The following is a 15,503-nucleotide window of genomic DNA, read 5'->3' as shown; positions in this document are numbered from 1 at the left end:
TCAGGCAGGCGTACGAGATCGACTGAGAAGGGTGAATGCGACGATAAGCTCGTAGCTCCATTACTCCCTCCTCGTTACACGTGATGCGACTCCGCACCTGGGAGCCGCAGTGCCAACTAGGAGGAATGATGATCAAGAAGGTCGTCGCTGCCGCGGCTGCCACCGGTGGTCTGGTTCTCGCCGGCGCGGGTATGGCCGCCGCCGACTCGGGTGCCCAGGGTGCCGCCGTGGGTTCGCCGGGTGTGCTGTCCGGCAATGTCATCCAGGTGCCGGTGCACGTTCCCGTGAACGTCTGCGGCAACACGGTCAACGTGATCGGGCTCCTGAACCCCGCCTTCGGCAACACCTGCGTCAACGACTGACGCGGGCTTTCCGAGGGGCGTCTTTTACGAGCCGTCGGCCCTGTGGCGCGCGCCATGCGCCACGGGGCCGACCGGCCTTTCTCGTAGTCGAGGGCAGGGAATTTCAGGGGGGAACACAGTGATGCGACAGGGCACCCGTAAAGGACTGCTCACCATGGCCGCCGCCACCGGTGTGATCGCCGCCGCGAGCGGCTACGCGCACGCCGACGCGGGCGCGGCCGGCTCCGCCGCCGGATCACCCGGCGTACTGTCCGGCAACAGCGTGCAGGTCCCGGTACACATTCCGGTGAACGCCTGCGGCAACACCGTCAACGTGGTCGGACTGCTCAACCCGGCCGCGGGCAACGCCTGCGGCAACGCGGGCGGTGGCGGCAATGGCAGTGCCGGGGGCGCGCACGCCGGCGCACACACCGGCAAGTCGCCCGGCGTGGGCTCGGGCAACACCGTCCAGGTACCGGTCGACGTCCCGGTCAACCTGTGCGGCAACAGCGTCAACGTCATCGGCCTCGGCAACGCCGCGGGGGGCAACGACTGCGGCAACGGCGGGGGCGGTCACCAGAACCCGCCGGGTGGCGGCCAGGAGAACCCGCCGGGGAACCCTGGGCACCCCGGTCACCCTGGGCATCCGGGTCACCCTGGGAATCCCGGCCACCCGGGGCATCCGGGCAACCCCGGTACGCCGGGACATCCGGGCCACCCCGGCAACCCGGACGAGCCGTGCCCTCCGGGACACGAGCACCCGGGCCATCCGGGCCACCCGGGTCATCCCGGCCACTCGGGCAACCCCGGGACGCCTGGTCACCCGGGACATCCTGGCCACCCTGGCCACCCCGGCCACCCCGGGAATCCCGGCCACCCGGGTAACCCCGGCACTCCGGGTAACCCCGGAACCCCGGGCACGCCCGGCCAGCCGAGCAACCCGGGCACCCCCGGTACGCCCAGCAACCCGGGCACCCCCACCACCCCCGGAACGCCGAGCACCCCCACCACCCCGGCCAAGCCCACCACCCCGAGCAACCACGGCTCCTCCCAGGTGAGCACCGGCGGCGGTTCGGTCCAGGCCCCGGCCGGAGGCCAGCAGCTCGCCCACACCGGCGCCGACGTGCCGCTGGGCCTCGCCCTCCCGTCGGGCGCGGTCGCCCTGCTCGCGGGCGCGGTGCTGTACCGCAAGGCCCGCCGCGCCGCGTAACCGCGCACCCCGCACAGGTACACCGGAAAAACGGAGCGGGCCCCACACAAGAGGGGCCCGCTCCGTTCAGTGGTCCGGCTTCAGTCGTCCTGCTTCACCACGTGGCCCGTACCTGGCGGATGATCCGTCGGCGCAACCGCACCCTGCGGCTGCCGTCACGCAGCAGGCTCAGTCGGTCCAGCTCCCAGTGTCCGTACTCGGCATGGTCCGTCAGCAGACGCGTAGCCTCCTTGCGGGTGACCCCGCGAGGTACGTACACGTCGACAAATTCGTATTCCGGCATCGCATCTATTGTGCGGGCACGCGCCCGGTACGGATAGCGTCTGCACTATGTCTGATGCTGCGCAGCCCACCGCTGCCGAGGTACGCGCCGCCGCCGAGGCCGTCAAGACCGCGCTCGACCGCCACCTGGCGGCTGTCGAACGCCGGTCGGGTGAGGACGACCCGGCCGTCTACGAGGCGTTCAACCAGCTGGCAGCCGCCGCCGAGGCGTACGACGAACTGCTCTACGACCGCTACGACGAGGTCACCCCCTTCGAGATCCCCGGCGGGGACGACTCCCTGCCGCCGTACGCGGGCCCGGAGGAGCCGCACGCGATCAGCGTGCTGATCCGCCGTGACTACGCGGTGGCGGAGCCGCAGCGGCTGCTGGCGCAGGCCCAGCGGGTGGAGGCGGCGGAGTACGAGAGCGCGGGTCTGGACGACGAGGCAGCGGCCACGGTGCCGGGCGCGCTGACCATCCTGTTCGGGGAGTTCGAGCCCGACGAGATCGCCACCCGGCACAAGGAGTTCGGTCTTTCGGAGGGCGATTCCACCCTGTGGGTGACGGCGGCGGAGGAGGCGGCCGAGCCGGGCGAGTGGCTGGAGGCCCCGTTCGAACAGCTCGACCCGCAGCACGTGGTCTGCCGCTTCGATGTGAGCGCGGTCTTCGATCAGGACGAGGACACCGAGTCCGACGACGAGCTGGACGACGACATCGTGGAACTGGACGGCGACGACGACCTGGAGCCCCTGGACGCCGAACGCTGAGCCCGGAAGGCGGGTGCGGACCGGGGACGCCCCTGGTCCGCACCCGCCTTCACTCGCACCAGAAGCTCAGCCCGTCACCGGCACCTGCGCGGTCAGCAGCGCCCGCAGCCGGGTCGTACGCGGCTTCGCCGGGACCTCCGCCACCGCCTGGGGCAGCGCCTGCTCCACCCCGTGCACCACGGACAGATGCCGCTCGGCGCGCCCGAACGCCGTGTACACCCACGGTCGGCTGAGCGCCTGCGCGGCGTCGCCCGGCAGTACCACCACGGCGGCGGGCCAGCGGGCGCCCACCGCCTGGTGCGCGGTCACCGCCCAGCCGTGCCGCACCCGGCTCTCCACCAGCTCCTTCGCCACGACCACCGGACCGCCCGCGCACTCCAGGTGCAGCCCCTCGGCGTCCGCCCGTACGACCCGGCCCGGCACCGTACGGCCCGGGGCGGGGGAGTGGACGACCAGGTCACCGGGGTCGAAGCCGCCGAAGCGGCCGGGGCCGGGGTTCAGCCGCTCCTTGAGCGCGGCGTTGAGCGCGCGCGTACCGGCCGCTCCGCCGTGGCCCGGGGTGATCACCACCGCCTGGTCGGGCCGCACCCCGAAGGCCCGGGGAACCGAGTCGGCGACCAGCTGCACGGTCCGGTGCACGGCCTCGCCCGCGTCCCGCACCGGGACGATGACGATCTCCTTGCCCGGCGCCTCGACCTGGCCCAGCTCGCCCACCCCGATCCCGGACACCAGCTCACCGAGCGGGCCGGGGTCGGGGACGCGGGAGGCGAGCTGCGGGCAGGCGCGGGCGGCGAGGAGGTCGGCGAAGACCCTGCCGGGCCCGGCCGACCACAGCAGCGCCGGGTCGCCGCTCAGCAGCAGCCGCGCCCCGTCGGGCAGCGACTCGGCGAGCATCGCGGCGCTCTCCACGTCCAGCTGGGGCGCGTCCAGCACGATCAGCAGATCGAGGTCCAGGGCGCCTTCCTGGTCGCGGCCGGGGCCCTCGGTGCCGGAGAGGACCCCGGCGACCGTGCCGACGCACGAGGTGTCCTCGGCGAGCAGCGCGGCGAAACGCCGGGCGCCGTCGGGTGCATGGCAGACGGCGAAGGCGCGCAGCCCCGCCGCGCGGGCGGCATCCAGCAGCGCGGCCGGTTCGGCGCGGGCCGCCTCGCCGCCGGTGTGCAGGACCAGACCGTTTCCGGCGACCGCGCGGACCAGCTCGGACGCGCCGGAGGACACCGCCTTCTCCCAGGCGGCCGAGGTCTCCTCGGACGGCGCGTTGATCAGGCGGCCCAGCGTGTCGGCCAGGCTCTCCTCCGCGAGCGTGTACCGCTCCAGGCCCGCCAGCACGCGGACCGGGCGCTCCTCCTCGCCCTCGGAGTCGTCGTCGGCCGCAGGGGCGGCGGCGGGGCGCGTCGGGGCGCCGGGCTCCTCCAGGGCGTCCTGGAAGCCCAGCGCGTCGCCCTCCGCGAGCGCGGCCTGCACCGCCGCCTCCGCGTCCGGGACGCCGCGCTGGGCGAGCGCCGCCGTGAGCGCCGGGAGTTCCAGGGCGGTGTGTCCGGCCAGCGCGGCCTGCTCGAGCAGCCACACGGTGAGCGCACGGCCGCGCCGCTCGTCGTCGGGATGGCACTCCGCGCCCAGCAGGGCCCGCGCGAAGCCGTCGGCCTGGTCGGGGCGTACGCCGGTGATCCGGAGCAGCTGCCAGGGGTCCTCGTGGAGCACGGCGTCGGCGCCCTCGCCGAGCACCGAGGTCGCCTGCGCGGCCAGGGCGGGCGGGGCGCCGCCCTCGGTGAGGACGCGGCGTACGGCGTCGACCGTCTCGGCGGGCGGCGCGACGGGAGCGGCGGGTACCGGGGCGGGCCGGGGCGGGCTCACCGGCTCCGGGGCGGGGCGGCGCGGGGCCGGGGCGGCGGGTTCGGTGAACGCGGGGCGCACCGGCTTCTCGCCGCTCTCCACCGCGCGGACCGCCGCCAGCAGATCCGCGGCCGTCCCGCTCAGCTTGGCGCCGCTCGCAACCGGGCCCTTCTTCTCGGCCTTGCGCCGCTCGATCCGCTCCCGCTCAAGGCGCTGCGCGGCCAGCTCGGCCTCGGCCTCGGACAACTTGGGCGCGTCGTCACCCTCAGGAGTGCCGTCGGCGTCACCCGGGGCGACGGAATTACCCTCAGGGGTGGCCTCTTCGTCGCCCGAGACCGAGACCGAGACGGCACCCCCGGCGCTCTCCGGGACGCCCTCCGACCCGGTCTCCCCCGTGGTCTCCGGGGTCTCCGGCTCCGTGCTCACAGCGTGCTCCAGTCGTGATCGGGATAGCGGTGCACGGGCGCCGACACATCGTCGAGAGCCCGGCAGATCTCGTCAGGAAGATTAAGCGCCTCCACCGACAACGCCGCCGCGAGCTGCCGCGCGGTGCGCGCGCCGACGACCGGCGCGGCCACGCCGGGCCGGTCCCGGACCCAGGCCAGGGCCACCTGGAGCGGGGTGACCGCGAGCCCGTCGGCGGCCGTCGTCACCGCGTCCACGATGCGGCTCGCGGTGTCGTCCAGATACGGCTCCACGAACGGCGCCATGTGGTCGGAGGCGCCGCGCGAGTCCGGGGGAGTGCCGCCCCGGTACTTGCCGGTCAGCACGCCCCGGCCCAGCGGCGAGGAGGGCAGCAGCCCGATCCCCAGGTCCAGCGCGGCGGGCAGCACCTCGCGCTCGACGCCCCGCTGGAGCAGCGAGTACTCCAGCTGCGTCCCGGCGAGCCGGGTGCGCGTGCCCGGCGCCGCGAGCTGCCAGGTGGCGGCCTTGGCGAGCTGCCAGCCGCAGAAGTTGGACACGCCCGCGTACCGCGCCCGGCCGCTGCTCACGGCCAGGTCGAGCGCCTGAAGCGTCTCCTCCAGCGGCGTGTCGGGGTCGTAGGAGTGGATGTGCCACAGATCGACGTACTCGGTGCCCAGGCGGGTCAGGGAGGCGTCGAGGGCGGCGAGCAGATGGCCGCGCGAGCCGTCCACCCGGCGCTCCGGGTCGGGCACGCTGCCTGCCTTGGTGGAGATCACCAGGTCCTCGCGGGGCACCAGACCGTCGGTGAGCCGGCCGAGCAGATACTCGGCGGCCCCGTCGCCGTACACGTCCGCCGTGTCGACGAGGGTGCCGCCCGCTTCCCAGAACGTCTTCAGCAGGTCCGCGGCGTCGTGCTCCTCGGTGTCCCGGCCCCAGGTGAGGGTGCCGAGTCCGATCCGGGACACGCGCAGGCCGGTACGGCCGAGATGCCTCTGCTCCATGGCGCGAGATTACTGGCCAGAGGTGGTGCCGTGGGTTGCCTGTGGACAACCGGATCGGGCCGCCTGTGGACAACGGGACCGGGCCGCGACCGCGCCGGACACCCGAGGCGGGGTGGGCCGCGCGGGAAAGGGTCGCTAAGGTCGGCCGCAGGTACGTTACTTGCGAGTAAGGGGATCGGTCATGCAGCTCGGGATCAACCTCGGCTACTGGGGCGCCGGGATGGACGGGGACAACCTCGCCGTGGCGCAGGAGGCCGACCGGCTCGGCTACAGCGTCTGCTGGGCCGCCGAGGCGTACGGCTCCGACGCCGCCACGGTGCTCAGCTGGGTCGCCGCGCAGACGGAGCGGATCGACGTGGGCTCGGCGATCTTCCAGATCCCGGCCCGCCAGCCCGCCATGACCGCGATGACCGCGGCGACGCTCGACTCCCTCTCCGGTGGCCGCTTCCGGCTCGGCCTCGGCGTCTCGGGACCGCAGGTCTCCGAGGGCTGGTACGGCGTCAAGTTCGACAAGCCGCTCGCCCGCACCCGCGAGTACGTGGAGATCGTCCGCAAGGCGATGACCCGCGACCGTCTGTCGTACGAGGGCGAGCACTGGACGCTGCCGCTGCCGGGCGGCCCCGGCAAGCCGCTCAAGCTCACCGTGCATCCGCAGCGTGAGCACATCCCGCTCTACATCGCCGCCATCGGCCCGAAGAACCTGGAGCAGACCGGCGAGATCGCCGACGGCGCCCTGCTGATCTTCCCGGCCGCCGAGCACCTGGAGGAGACCGCCATCTCCTCGCTGCGCGCGGGCCGCGAGAAGGCGGGCAGGACCATGGAGGGCTTCGACGTCTGTCCGACCGTGCCGGTCGCGGTCGGCGCCGACGTGGACGTGACCCGCCTCGCGGACACCTTCCGCCCCTACACCGCGCTCTACGTGGGCGGCATGGGCAGCCGCAAGCAGAACTTCTACAACCGGCTCGCCCAGCGCATGGGGTACGAGAAGGAGGCCGCCGAGATCCAGGACAAGTACCTCTCCGGCGACAAGCAGGGCGCCGCCGCGGCCATCCCGCACGACCTGATCGACAAGACCACCCTGCTCGGCTCCGTGGACCGCATCGCCGACCGCATGAAGGCGTACGCGGCGGCAGGAGTCACCACCCTCACGCTCGCCCCGGCCGGCTTCACCCTGGAGGAGCGGATCGCCTCCCTGCGCGGCGGCGCCGAGGCCCTGGAGCGCGCCGGACTCGCGTGACGCGGGACGGCAGAAGCTTTTCGCGGCCGTGGTGGGGGCTCGGGGGTCTTCCCCGCCACGGCCGTCACCGGGAACAACGCGCCGGTCCCCGGCCGGTTACGCCCCCGGCGCTCCCTCTTTCGGCCCAGCGTGCGCACACCGCGGTTGCGGGTCCTCTTTATCCGCATTTGACTTCTTCACTGCGGAGACCTGCAGAGAGGTGCCCACGATGCTTTCGGCCAAGAGCCTGTTCCAGGAGATCCTCGACAACGACGCGTCCTTCCGGCTCTTCTGCTCCATCGCCGCAAGCGGGGAGGCCCAGGGCGGCTGGGAGAACGGCCGGATCGCCGCCCTCGTACCGCAGAGCCAGCGCGCCCTCGCCCCCAAGATCGCCCGCCATGGCGCCGACGAGGACAAGCACGGGCGGATCTTCCACGCCCTGATGCGCAAACGCGGCCTCGAACCCGTGCCCGTGCCGCCCGACACCGACTACACGATGCTCCTGGAACGGAACGGCATCGGCCTCACCCACGACAAGCTGAAGGCCGACCGGCCGCTCACCGTGGACGACATCGTCACCTACCTCGCCCACAGCCGCGTCACCGAACAGCGGGCCTCCGAGCAGATGCGGCTGCTGCTCAGACTCTTCGGCGACCACCAGGACATCGGCCGCGCCGTCCGCATGATCTCCCACGACGAGGACAACCACCTCGCCTACTGCCACGAGGAACTGCTGCGCCTCGCCTACGCCGGACACGGCCGCGCCATCCAGCGCATCCTGCGCGAGTGCGCGCTCGCCGAGATCCGGATCTACCGCGACGTCAGCCTCGCCGTCATGGCCCACATGGGCCGCGTCCTGCGCTGGTCCCGGGCCAGGAACGCGCTGCTCGCCCTCGGCATCCACGCCCTCTACGTCTGGGAGCGGGCCGTCGGCTGGCGCCGGATGGTCACCCTGGAGATGCCGGAGCGGCGCGACGCGCTCGGCGGACCCGCCCCGAAGGCAGCCGAGTTCGCCTGAGCCCCGCAGAGCCACCCGCGGCTACAGCCAGCCCCGCCGCCGGAAGTTGCGGTACAGGAAGACCTCCAGCAGCACCATCACGGCCACCACCACCGGATAGCCCCACACCCAGCGCAGCTCCGGCATGTTCTCGAAGTTCATGCCGTAGATCCCGGCGATCAGCGTCGGCACCGCGGCCATCGCCGCCCAGGACGAGATCTTCCGCATGTCGTCGTTCTGCCGCACGCTCATCTGCGCCAGATGCGCCGAGAGGATGTCGGAGACCAGCCGGTCCAGGCCCTCCACGGACTCGTTCACCCGGGTCAGATGGTCGTTGACGTCCCGGAAGAACGGCCGCGCGTCCTCGTCCACGAACGGCACCGGCGCGCTGCTCGTGCCCGTCCCGGAGAGCCGGGTGAGCGGCACCGTGAGCGGCACCGTCGCCCGCCGGAACTCCAGGACCTGCCGCTTGAACGTGTAGATCCGCGACGCCGTGTTCCGCGACCCGGCGTCCGCCGGTGAGAAGACCTCCGCTTCCAGCTCGTCCAGATCCGTGCCCAGCTCGGTGGCGACCTCCAGATAGGCGTCCACCGTGGCGTCCGCGATCGCGTAGAGCACCCCGGTCGGACCGTGCCGCAGCTTCGCCGGGTCCGACTCCACCCGGCGCCGCACCTCCTCCAGCGGAGCCGCCTTGCCGTGCCGCACCGTCACCACGAACGAGTCGCCGATAAAGACCATGACCTCGCCGGTGGAGACCCTGTCGCGCTGCTGCTCGTAGAACACCGGCTTGATCACGACGAACAGCGAGTCGTCGTAGACCTCCAGCTTGGGCCGCTGGTGGGCCTTGAGCGCGTCCTCCACCGCCAGCGGATGCAGCCCGAACACCTTGCGGACGAGGTCGAACTCCTCGGCCGTGGAGTCGTGCAGCGCGATCCAGACGAACGCGTCGCCCTGCGCCCGCGCCTCCTTCAGCGCTTCGGCCGGGTCCTTGAAAGCCTTGGTGCGGCGTCCGTCACGGTAGATGGCACAGTCGAAGATCACGGGGAGCATTTTCCCGCCCACCGGCGGCTTACGCACACGGGGCCGCCGAATCGGCTTCCCCGGCCGCCTCGCGCGCACGCCGGTCTACGCTGGGGCCCATGCCGACCCTGATCCTCGTCCGGCACGGACGCTCCACGGCCAACACCGCGGGCCTGCTCGCCGGATGGACCCCCGGTGTCGCCCTCGACGAGCGCGGCACCGAGCAGGCCGCGGCGCTGCCCGGCCGCCTCGCCGGACTGCCGCTGCGCGAGGCGGTGATCAGCCCGCTGCAGCGCTGCCAGGAGACCGTGCGGCCCCTCCTGGAGGCCCGCCCCGACCTGCCCGTGCACACCGACGAGCGGATCGGGGAGTGCCACTACGGCGACTGGTCCGGCCGCAAACTCGCCGAGCTGAAGGACGAACCCCTCATGGAGGTCGTCCAGAGCCACCCCTCCGCCGCCGCCTTCCCCGGCGGCGAGTCCATGCGCGCCATGCAGCACCGCGCCGCCGAGGCCGTACGCGACTGGAACGCGCGCGTGGAGCGCGAGCACGGCGCCGACGCCGTCTACCTCATGTGCTCCCACGGCGACATCATCAAGGCGCTGGTCGCCGACGCGCTCGGCCTCCACCTCGACCTGTTCCAGCGGGTCTCCGTGGAGCCCTGCTCCGTCACCGCGATCCGCTACACGCGCCTGCGGCCCTACCTGGTGCGGCTCGGCGACACCGGCGACCTTTCGTCGCTGGCCCCGCGCGAAACACCCCCGGAGGACGACGCACCGGTCGGGGGCGGTGCGGGCGCACCGTGATCGCCGCCCGCAGTAGGGTGAGGCCACCCGAACCCATTCGATCCCATGGAGACAGGACGTGTCCCGTCAGGTGTTCCTCTACGACCCGCCGGACCGCTTCGTGGCCGGCACGGTCGGACTGCCCGGACGCCGTACGTTCTTCCTCCAGGCCGCCGCGGGCCCCCGGGTGACCAGCGTGGCCCTGGAGAAGACCCAGGTCGCCGCCCTGGCCGAACGCATGGACGAACTGCTCGACGAGGTCGTGCGGCGCAGCGGCGGCAACGCGGCCGTCCCCGCCGTCGCCCCCACCGAGATCGCCGACTCAGGCCCGCTGGACACCCCCATCGAGGAGGAGTTCCGCGTCGGCACCATGGCGCTCGCCTGGGACGGCGAGGAACAGCGCATGATCGTCGAGGCGCAGGCCCTCGTCGAACTGGACGCCGAGACCGAGGAAGACCTCGCCCAGGCCGAGGAACGCCTCCTCCAGGACGAGGAGAACGGGCCCCCGATGCTGCGGGTCCGGCTGACCGGCGCACAGGCCAGGGCCTTCGCCAAGCGCGCTCTCGACGTCGTCAACGCCGGGCGCCCGCCGTGCCCGCTGTGCAGCCTCCCGCTCGACCCGGAAGGACACGTATGTCCGCGCCAGAACGGATACCGCCGGGGAGCGTGACCGCCACCGACGCGGACCTCGCGGAGCTGATCGCGCGGGGCGAGCTGACCGTACGCGGCCGCATCCGCGACGCCTCCAACGCGGCCCTGTTCTGCACGGTCGCCCTGGACGGCCGCGAAGCATCCTGCGTGTACAAACCCGTCGCCGGGGAGCGCCCGCTGTGGGACTTCCCCGACGGCACCCTGGCAGGCCGCGAGGTCGCCGCCTACGAGATCTCCGAGGCCACCGGCTGGGGGCTGGTCCCGCCGACCGTGCTGCGCGAGGGCCCCTACGGCGAGGGCATGTGCCAGCTGTGGATCGACGTCAGCCCCGAGGCCGAACTCCTCGCCCTGGTCGACGGCGAGGAACCGGGCCCCGGCTGGAAGGCGGTCGGCTTCGCCGAGGTCGGCGAGGGCCGCACCGCGCTGCTCGTGCACGCCGACGACGAACGGCTGCGCCGCCTCGCCGTCCTGGACGCCGTGATCAACAACGCCGACCGCAAGGGCGGCCACCTGCTGCCCACCGCCTCCGGCGCGCTCTACGGCATCGACCACGGCGTCACCTTCCACACCGAGAACAAGCTGCGCACCCTGCTGTGGGGCTGGGCGGGCGAGCCGCTGGCCGAGGAGGCCCACACCGTCCTGGACCGCCTCCAGGACGGCCTGGCCGAGGGCGCACCCCTGGCCGGACGGCTCGCCCCGCTGCTCACCCCCGCCGAGATCGAGGCCACCCGCGCCCGCGTCGCCGCCCTGCGCGCCTCGGGCCGCCACCCCGAACCGGCGGGCGACTGGCCCGCGATCCCCTGGCCGCCGGTCTGACGACGGCAGGGGCTCACGTGACAGTGGTGTCCCGCACGGAATCCGCCGCCGCGCAAGAGTGCCGATCAGGCCATCCGGCCCGATCCGGTTCGTATGCGCTGCTCATGGGCGGTTAGTCTCATGTACATGCATGCCTGGCCCGCTTCCGAGGTCCCCGCCCTGCCCGGTCAGGGCCGCGACCTGAGGATTCACGACACCGCGACCGGCGGTCCGGTCACCCTGGACCCCGGTCCCGTCGCCCGGATCTATGTCTGCGGCATCACGCCGTACGACGCGACCCACATGGGTCACGCGGCGACCTACAACGCGTTCGACCTCGTGCAGCGCGTGTGGCTCGACACCAAGCGGCAGGTCCACTACGTCCAGAACGTCACCGACGTCGACGACCCGCTCCTCGAGCGGGCCGACCGGGACGGCGTCGACTGGGTCGCCCTCGCCGAGAAGGAGACCGCCCTCTTCCGCGAGGACATGACCGCCCTCAGGATGCTGCCCCCGCAGCACTACATAGGCGCCGTCGAGGCCATACCCGGCATCGTCCCCCTCGTGGAGCGGCTGCGGGATCTCGGCGCGGCCTACGAGCTGGACGGCGACATCTACTTCTCCGTCGAGTCCGACCCGCACTTCGGCGGCGTCTCCCACCTGGACGCGGCGGCCATGCGGCTGCTGTCCGCCGAGCGCGGCGGCGACCCCGACCGGCAGGGCAAGAAGAACCCGCTCGACCCGATGCTGTGGCTGGCCGCCCGCGAGGGCGAGCCCAGCTGGGATGGCGGCTCGCTCGGCCGGGGCCGCCCCGGCTGGCACATCGAGTGCGTCGCCATCGCGCTCGACCACCTCGGCATGGGCTTCGACGTCCAGGGCGGCGGCTCCGACCTCGCCTTCCCGCACCACGAGATGGGCGCCTCGCACGCCCAGGTGCTCACCGGCGAGTTCCCCATGGCCAAGGCGTACGTCCACGCGGGCATGGTCGGCCTGGACGGCGAGAAGATGTCGAAGTCGCGGGGCAACCTCGTCTTCGTCTCCCAGCTGCGCCGCGACGGCGTCGACCCGGCCGCGATCCGGCTCGCCCTGCACTCCCACCACTACCGCTCCGACTGGGAGTGGACCGACCAGATCCTCCAGGACGCGGTGGACCGGCTCGGCCGCTGGCGTGCCGCCGTCTCCCGGCCCGACGGCCCCTCCGCCGACGCGCTGGTGGACGAGGTCCGCGCGGCCCTGGCGAACGACCTGGACGCGCCCGCCGCCCTTGAGGCCGTGGACCGCTGGGCGGCCCGCCAGGAGGCCGAGGGCGGCACCGACACCGGCGCCCCCGGCCTGGTCAGCCGCACCGTGGACGCACTGCTCGGCGTGGCGCTCTGACCTCACGCCCGCACAGCACAGTGGGGCGGTACCCGGTCCGGGTACCGCCCCACTCGTGTGTCGCTCAGTCCTCCGAGCCGTCCGTGTCCTCGCCCTCCGAGGCGCCCGGCGCACCCGGCGGCCCCGGCTTCGGGGGCTTGGGCGGACGGGTCCGGCCGCTCGGCGTGTCGCGGCGGAACGGGCCGCTCTCGCCGTCCGCCGTGGCGTGCCCGGCGCCCGGACCGACGTCCCGCCGCCGCAGATAACGCTCGAACTCGCGGGCGATCGCCTCGCCGGACGCCTCCGGCAGCTCGGCGGTGTCCCGCGCCTCCTCCAGCGTCTGCACGTACTCCGAGACCTCGCTGTCCTCGGCCGCCAGCTGGTCCACGCCCACCTGCCAGGCCCGCGCGTCCTCGGGCAGCTCGCCCTGCGGGATACGCAGGTCCAGCAGGTCCTCAAGCCGGTTGAGCAGCGCGAGGGTGGCCTTCGGGTTGGGCGGCTGCGACACGTAGTGCGGCACCGCCGCCCACAGCGACACCGCCGGAACCCCGGCGTGCGTGCAGGCCTCCTGGAGGACACCGACGATGCCTGTGGGGCCCTCGTACTTCGTCTCCTCCAGGTCCATGCGGCGGGCCAGCTCCGCGTCGGAGGTCACCCCGCTGACCGGGACCGGCCGCGTGTGCGGGGTGTCGCCGAGCAGCGCGCCCAGGATCACCACCAGCTCGACGCCCAGCTCATGGGCGAAGCCGAGCAGTTCGTTGCAGAACGAGCGCCAGCGCATCGACGGCTCGATGCCGCGCACCAGCACCAGGTCACGGGGCTTGTCACCGCCGACCCGGACCACCGAGAGCCGCGTGGTCGGCCAGGTGATCTTGCGTACGCCGCCCTCCATGAAGACCGTGGGCCGGTTGACCTGGAAGTCGTAGTAGTCCTCCGCGTCCAGCGCGGCGAAGACCTCGCCCTTCCACTCGCGTTCCAGATGCGCGACCGCCGTGGAGGCGGCGTCACCGGCATCGTTCCAGCCCTCGAACGCGGCCACCATGACTGGGTCGATCAGCTCGGGAACACCCTCCAGCTCGATCACCCAGTGCCTCCTTCCGACATGCTCTCGCCTGACCACCCAACCTTACGGCGTCCGGCCGGAGCGCCCGCAGCCCCCTGGACGGGGGGTTGGACGGATCACTGCCCCGATCCCCGGCCCGGAACACCCCGCACGCGCGGCGATCCGGACCGGGGGAGCGGTCGGCTACCGCTGGTCGAGCAGGCCCTGCACCCCGGCGCGTATCTCGTCGGTGGCCAGGCCCCGGATGGTCAGCGTGGTGCGGCGGCGCAGCACGTCGTCCGGCGTCTCGGCCCACTCGTGGTCCCGCGCCCACACCACCTGCGCCCATATCTCCGGCGCGTCGGGGTGGACGCGCTCGGCCAGCTCCGGCTGCTCGTTGGCCAGCCGGGCGATGTCGAAGGCGAGCGAGCCGTAGTGGGTGGCCAGATGCCGGGCGGTGTCGGCCGCCATGCGCGGTCCGGGCGCCGGACGGTCCACCAGGAGCCGGTGGGCGACCGCGCGCGGGTTGGCCACACCGGGCAGCGGCAGCCGCTTGGGCAGCGTGGAGACCGGCTCGAAGTCGTCACCGAGCGGGTGGCCCGGCAGCTCCTCCAGCTTCTTCATGACCGTACGGCCGATGTGCCGGAACGTCGTCCACTTGCCGCCCGCGACGGACAGCATCCCGCCCCGGCCCTCGGTGACCACCGTCTCCCGCTTGGCCTTGGCGGTGTCCCCGGGCCCGCCGGGCAGCACCCGAAGGCCCGCGAAGGCATACGTCATCAGCTCCCGCCTGAGCTGGTTGTCCCGCACCGAGAACGCGGCCTCGTCCAGGATCTGGGCGATGTCCTTCTCGGTGACCGACACCTCGCCCGGCTCGCCCTCGTACTCCTCGTCGGTGGTGCCGAGCAGCAGCATGTCCTCCCAGGGGAGGGCGAAGGTGATGCGGTACTTGTCGATGGGCGTGGCCAGCGCGGCCTTCCAGGGCGCGGTGCGCTTGAGCACCAGGTGCGCGCCCTTGGACAGCCGGATCGACGGCGCCGCGTGCGGGTCCTCCAGACGGCGCACATGGTCGACCCAGGGCCCGGTGGCGTTGAGCACCAGCCGGGCGTTCACGCCGAACTCCTCGCCCGACATCCGGTCGCGCAGCTCGGCACCGGTGACCCGGCCGCGCGTGAAACGCAGCCCGGTGACCTCGGCGTGGTTGAGGACGACCGCGCCCGCGTCGACGGCCGCACGGACCGTCATCAGCGCCATGCGCGCGTCGTTCATCTGGTCGTCGCCGTAGACGGCCACGGCCTTCAGGTTCTCGGTGCGCAGCTCGGGCACGTCCCGCGCGGCCCGGGACGGCGAGAGCAGATGCCCCACGCCGTCCCCGAACGCGGAGAGCGCCGAGTACGCGAACACGCCCGCGCCGAGCTTCGCCGCGCCGTGCGGCCCGCCCTTGTACACCGGGAGGTAGAAGGTGAGCGGGTTCGCCAGGTGAGGGGCCACCTGGCGGGAGACCGCACGGCGCTCGAAGTGGTTCTCCGCCACCAGCTTCACCGCGCCGGTCTGCAGGTACCGCAGGCCGCCGTGGAGCAGCTTGGAGGAGGCGGAGGAGGTGGCACCGGCGAAGTCACCGGCGTCGACCAGCGCCACCCTGAGCCCGGACTGCGCGGCGTGCCAGGCGGTGGAGATGCCGAGGATGCCGCCGCCGATCACCAGGAGGTCGTAGGACGCCCTGGCGAGCTGCTCCCTGGTCTCGGCCCGGCTCGGGTTGGACCCGGAGGCGGGGCGCGTGCCCAGGGTGGGTACGGGCGGCAGGGTGGTGGGACTGGTCATG

General features: G+C 73.1%; 15 protein-coding genes. 9 read left to right on the top strand and 6 right to left on the bottom strand.

Annotated elements, in window-relative coordinates:
* Positions 1-128 precede the first annotated feature (128 nt).
* Both chpH and B079_RS36480 read left to right on the top strand, forming a co-directional pair.
* Complete coding sequence (chpH, locus tag B079_RS0128150; protein WP_018549193.1) at positions 129-362, top strand: chaplin ChpH; 234 nt, start codon at positions 129-131, stop codon at positions 360-362.
* 121 nt (positions 363-483) lie between these two features.
* On the top strand, positions 484-1,551 hold the full coding sequence (locus B079_RS36480; RefSeq protein ID WP_026249160.1) for a chaplin: 1,068 nt from the start codon (positions 484-486) through the stop codon (positions 1,549-1,551).
* A gap of 94 nt (positions 1,552-1,645) precedes the next feature.
* Here B079_RS36480 and B079_RS34370 read toward each other — a convergent pair whose 3' ends face one another.
* Complete coding sequence (locus tag B079_RS34370) at positions 1,646-1,834, bottom strand: DUF5703 family protein (RefSeq protein WP_018549191.1); 189 nt, start codon at positions 1,832-1,834, stop codon at positions 1,646-1,648.
* A 47-nt stretch (positions 1,835-1,881) separates the two neighbouring features.
* Between B079_RS34370 and B079_RS0128140 the strand changes: the two genes are divergently transcribed.
* The gene (locus tag B079_RS0128140; RefSeq protein ID WP_018549190.1) at positions 1,882-2,580 is read left to right on the top strand and encodes a hypothetical protein; all 699 of its coding nucleotides are present in this window, start codon (positions 1,882-1,884) and stop codon (positions 2,578-2,580) included.
* 66 nt (positions 2,581-2,646) lie between these two features.
* On the opposite strand, the gene B079_RS0128135 is transcribed toward B079_RS0128140, so the two are convergent.
* Both B079_RS0128135 and B079_RS0128130 read right to left on the bottom strand, forming a co-directional pair.
* Complete coding sequence (locus tag B079_RS0128135) at positions 2,647-4,839, bottom strand: helix-hairpin-helix domain-containing protein (protein WP_018549189.1); 2,193 nt, start codon at positions 4,837-4,839, stop codon at positions 2,647-2,649.
* On the bottom strand, positions 4,836-5,819 hold the full coding sequence (locus tag B079_RS0128130) for an aldo/keto reductase (RefSeq protein WP_018549188.1): 984 nt from the start codon (positions 5,817-5,819) through the stop codon (positions 4,836-4,838). The genes B079_RS0128135 and B079_RS0128130 overlap by 4 nt, the downstream gene beginning before the upstream one ends.
* Positions 5,820-6,000: 181 nt before the next feature.
* On the opposite strand from B079_RS0128130, the gene B079_RS0128125 reads away from it, so the two are divergent.
* Positions 6,001-7,056 (top strand): LLM class F420-dependent oxidoreductase, encoded by a 1,056-nt coding sequence (locus B079_RS0128125; protein ID WP_018549187.1) that lies wholly within the window; start codon positions 6,001-6,003, stop codon positions 7,054-7,056.
* 208 nt (positions 7,057-7,264) lie between these two features.
* Positions 7,265-8,053 (top strand): ferritin-like domain-containing protein, encoded by a 789-nt coding sequence (locus tag B079_RS0128120; RefSeq protein ID WP_018549186.1) that lies wholly within the window; start codon positions 7,265-7,267, stop codon positions 8,051-8,053.
* 21 nt (positions 8,054-8,074) lie between these two features.
* Here the strand turns inward: B079_RS0128120 and corA are convergent, their stop codons facing one another.
* On the bottom strand, positions 8,075-9,073 hold the full coding sequence (corA, locus tag B079_RS0128115) for a magnesium/cobalt transporter CorA (RefSeq protein WP_026249159.1): 999 nt from the start codon (positions 9,071-9,073) through the stop codon (positions 8,075-8,077).
* A gap of 98 nt (positions 9,074-9,171) precedes the next feature.
* Between corA and B079_RS0128110 the strand changes: the two genes are divergently transcribed.
* The 4 genes from B079_RS0128110 (at position 9,172) to mshC (ending at position 12,660) form a co-directional block, all read left to right on the top strand.
* The gene (locus B079_RS0128110; RefSeq protein WP_018549184.1) at positions 9,172-9,858 is read left to right on the top strand and encodes a histidine phosphatase family protein; all 687 of its coding nucleotides are present in this window, start codon (positions 9,172-9,174) and stop codon (positions 9,856-9,858) included.
* A 58-nt stretch (positions 9,859-9,916) separates the two neighbouring features.
* Positions 9,917-10,507: a DUF3090 domain-containing protein gene (locus B079_RS0128105; RefSeq protein WP_018549183.1), complete on the top strand. Its 591-nt coding sequence runs from the start codon at positions 9,917-9,919 to the stop codon at positions 10,505-10,507.
* Complete coding sequence (locus B079_RS0128100; protein WP_199779980.1) at positions 10,471-11,304, top strand: SCO1664 family protein; 834 nt, start codon at positions 10,471-10,473, stop codon at positions 11,302-11,304. The genes B079_RS0128105 and B079_RS0128100 overlap by 37 nt, the downstream gene beginning before the upstream one ends.
* A 126-nt stretch (positions 11,305-11,430) precedes the next feature.
* Complete coding sequence (gene mshC, locus B079_RS0128095; RefSeq protein WP_026249158.1) at positions 11,431-12,660, top strand: cysteine--1-D-myo-inosityl 2-amino-2-deoxy-alpha-D-glucopyranoside ligase; 1,230 nt, start codon at positions 11,431-11,433, stop codon at positions 12,658-12,660.
* A 64-nt stretch (positions 12,661-12,724) separates the two neighbouring features.
* Here mshC and B079_RS32880 read toward each other — a convergent pair whose 3' ends face one another.
* Complete coding sequence (locus B079_RS32880; protein WP_018549180.1) at positions 12,725-13,723, bottom strand: PAC2 family protein; 999 nt, start codon at positions 13,721-13,723, stop codon at positions 12,725-12,727.
* A 162-nt stretch (positions 13,724-13,885) separates the two neighbouring features.
* Positions 13,886-15,502 (bottom strand): glycerol-3-phosphate dehydrogenase/oxidase, encoded by a 1,617-nt coding sequence (locus tag B079_RS0128085; protein WP_018549179.1) that lies wholly within the window; start codon positions 15,500-15,502, stop codon positions 13,886-13,888.
* Between the last annotated feature and the right edge of the window lies 1 nt (position 15,503).

Origin of the sequence: Streptomyces sp. LaPpAH-108 (genome assembly GCF_000373625.1) — a bacterium.
Taxonomy (GTDB): domain Bacteria; phylum Actinomycetota; class Actinomycetes; order Streptomycetales; family Streptomycetaceae; genus Streptomyces.
The sequence above is the reverse complement of the archived record's forward strand: the minus strand, read 5'-3'. Positions and strand labels throughout refer to the sequence as shown.

What these genes read in the sequence shown, in the direction of transcription:
- chpH (WP_018549193.1), top strand. Translation starts at nt 129, where the DNA reads ATGATCAAGAAGGTCGTCGCTGCCGCGGCTGCCACCGGTGGTCTGGTT.
- B079_RS36480 (WP_026249160.1), top strand. Translation starts at nt 484, where the DNA reads ATGCGACAGGGCACCCGTAAAGGACTGCTCACCATGGCCGCCGCCACC.
- B079_RS34370 (WP_018549191.1), bottom strand. Translation starts at nt 1,834, where the DNA reads ATGCCGGAATACGAATTTGTCGACGTGTACGTACCTCGCGGGGTCACC.
- B079_RS0128140 (WP_018549190.1), top strand. Translation starts at nt 1,882, where the DNA reads ATGTCTGATGCTGCGCAGCCCACCGCTGCCGAGGTACGCGCCGCCGCC.
- B079_RS0128130 (WP_018549188.1), bottom strand. Translation starts at nt 5,819, where the DNA reads ATGGAGCAGAGGCATCTCGGCCGTACCGGCCTGCGCGTGTCCCGGATC.
- B079_RS0128125 (WP_018549187.1), top strand. Translation starts at nt 6,001, where the DNA reads ATGCAGCTCGGGATCAACCTCGGCTACTGGGGCGCCGGGATGGACGGG.
- B079_RS0128120 (WP_018549186.1), top strand. Translation starts at nt 7,265, where the DNA reads ATGCTTTCGGCCAAGAGCCTGTTCCAGGAGATCCTCGACAACGACGCG.
- B079_RS0128110 (WP_018549184.1), top strand. Translation starts at nt 9,172, where the DNA reads ATGCCGACCCTGATCCTCGTCCGGCACGGACGCTCCACGGCCAACACC.
- B079_RS0128100 (WP_199779980.1), top strand. Translation starts at nt 10,471, where the DNA reads ATGTCCGCGCCAGAACGGATACCGCCGGGGAGCGTGACCGCCACCGAC.
- mshC (WP_026249158.1), top strand. Translation starts at nt 11,431, where the DNA reads ATGCATGCCTGGCCCGCTTCCGAGGTCCCCGCCCTGCCCGGTCAGGGC.
- B079_RS0128085 (WP_018549179.1), bottom strand. Translation starts at nt 15,502, where the DNA reads ATGACCAGTCCCACCACCCTGCCGCCCGTACCCACCCTGGGCACGCGC.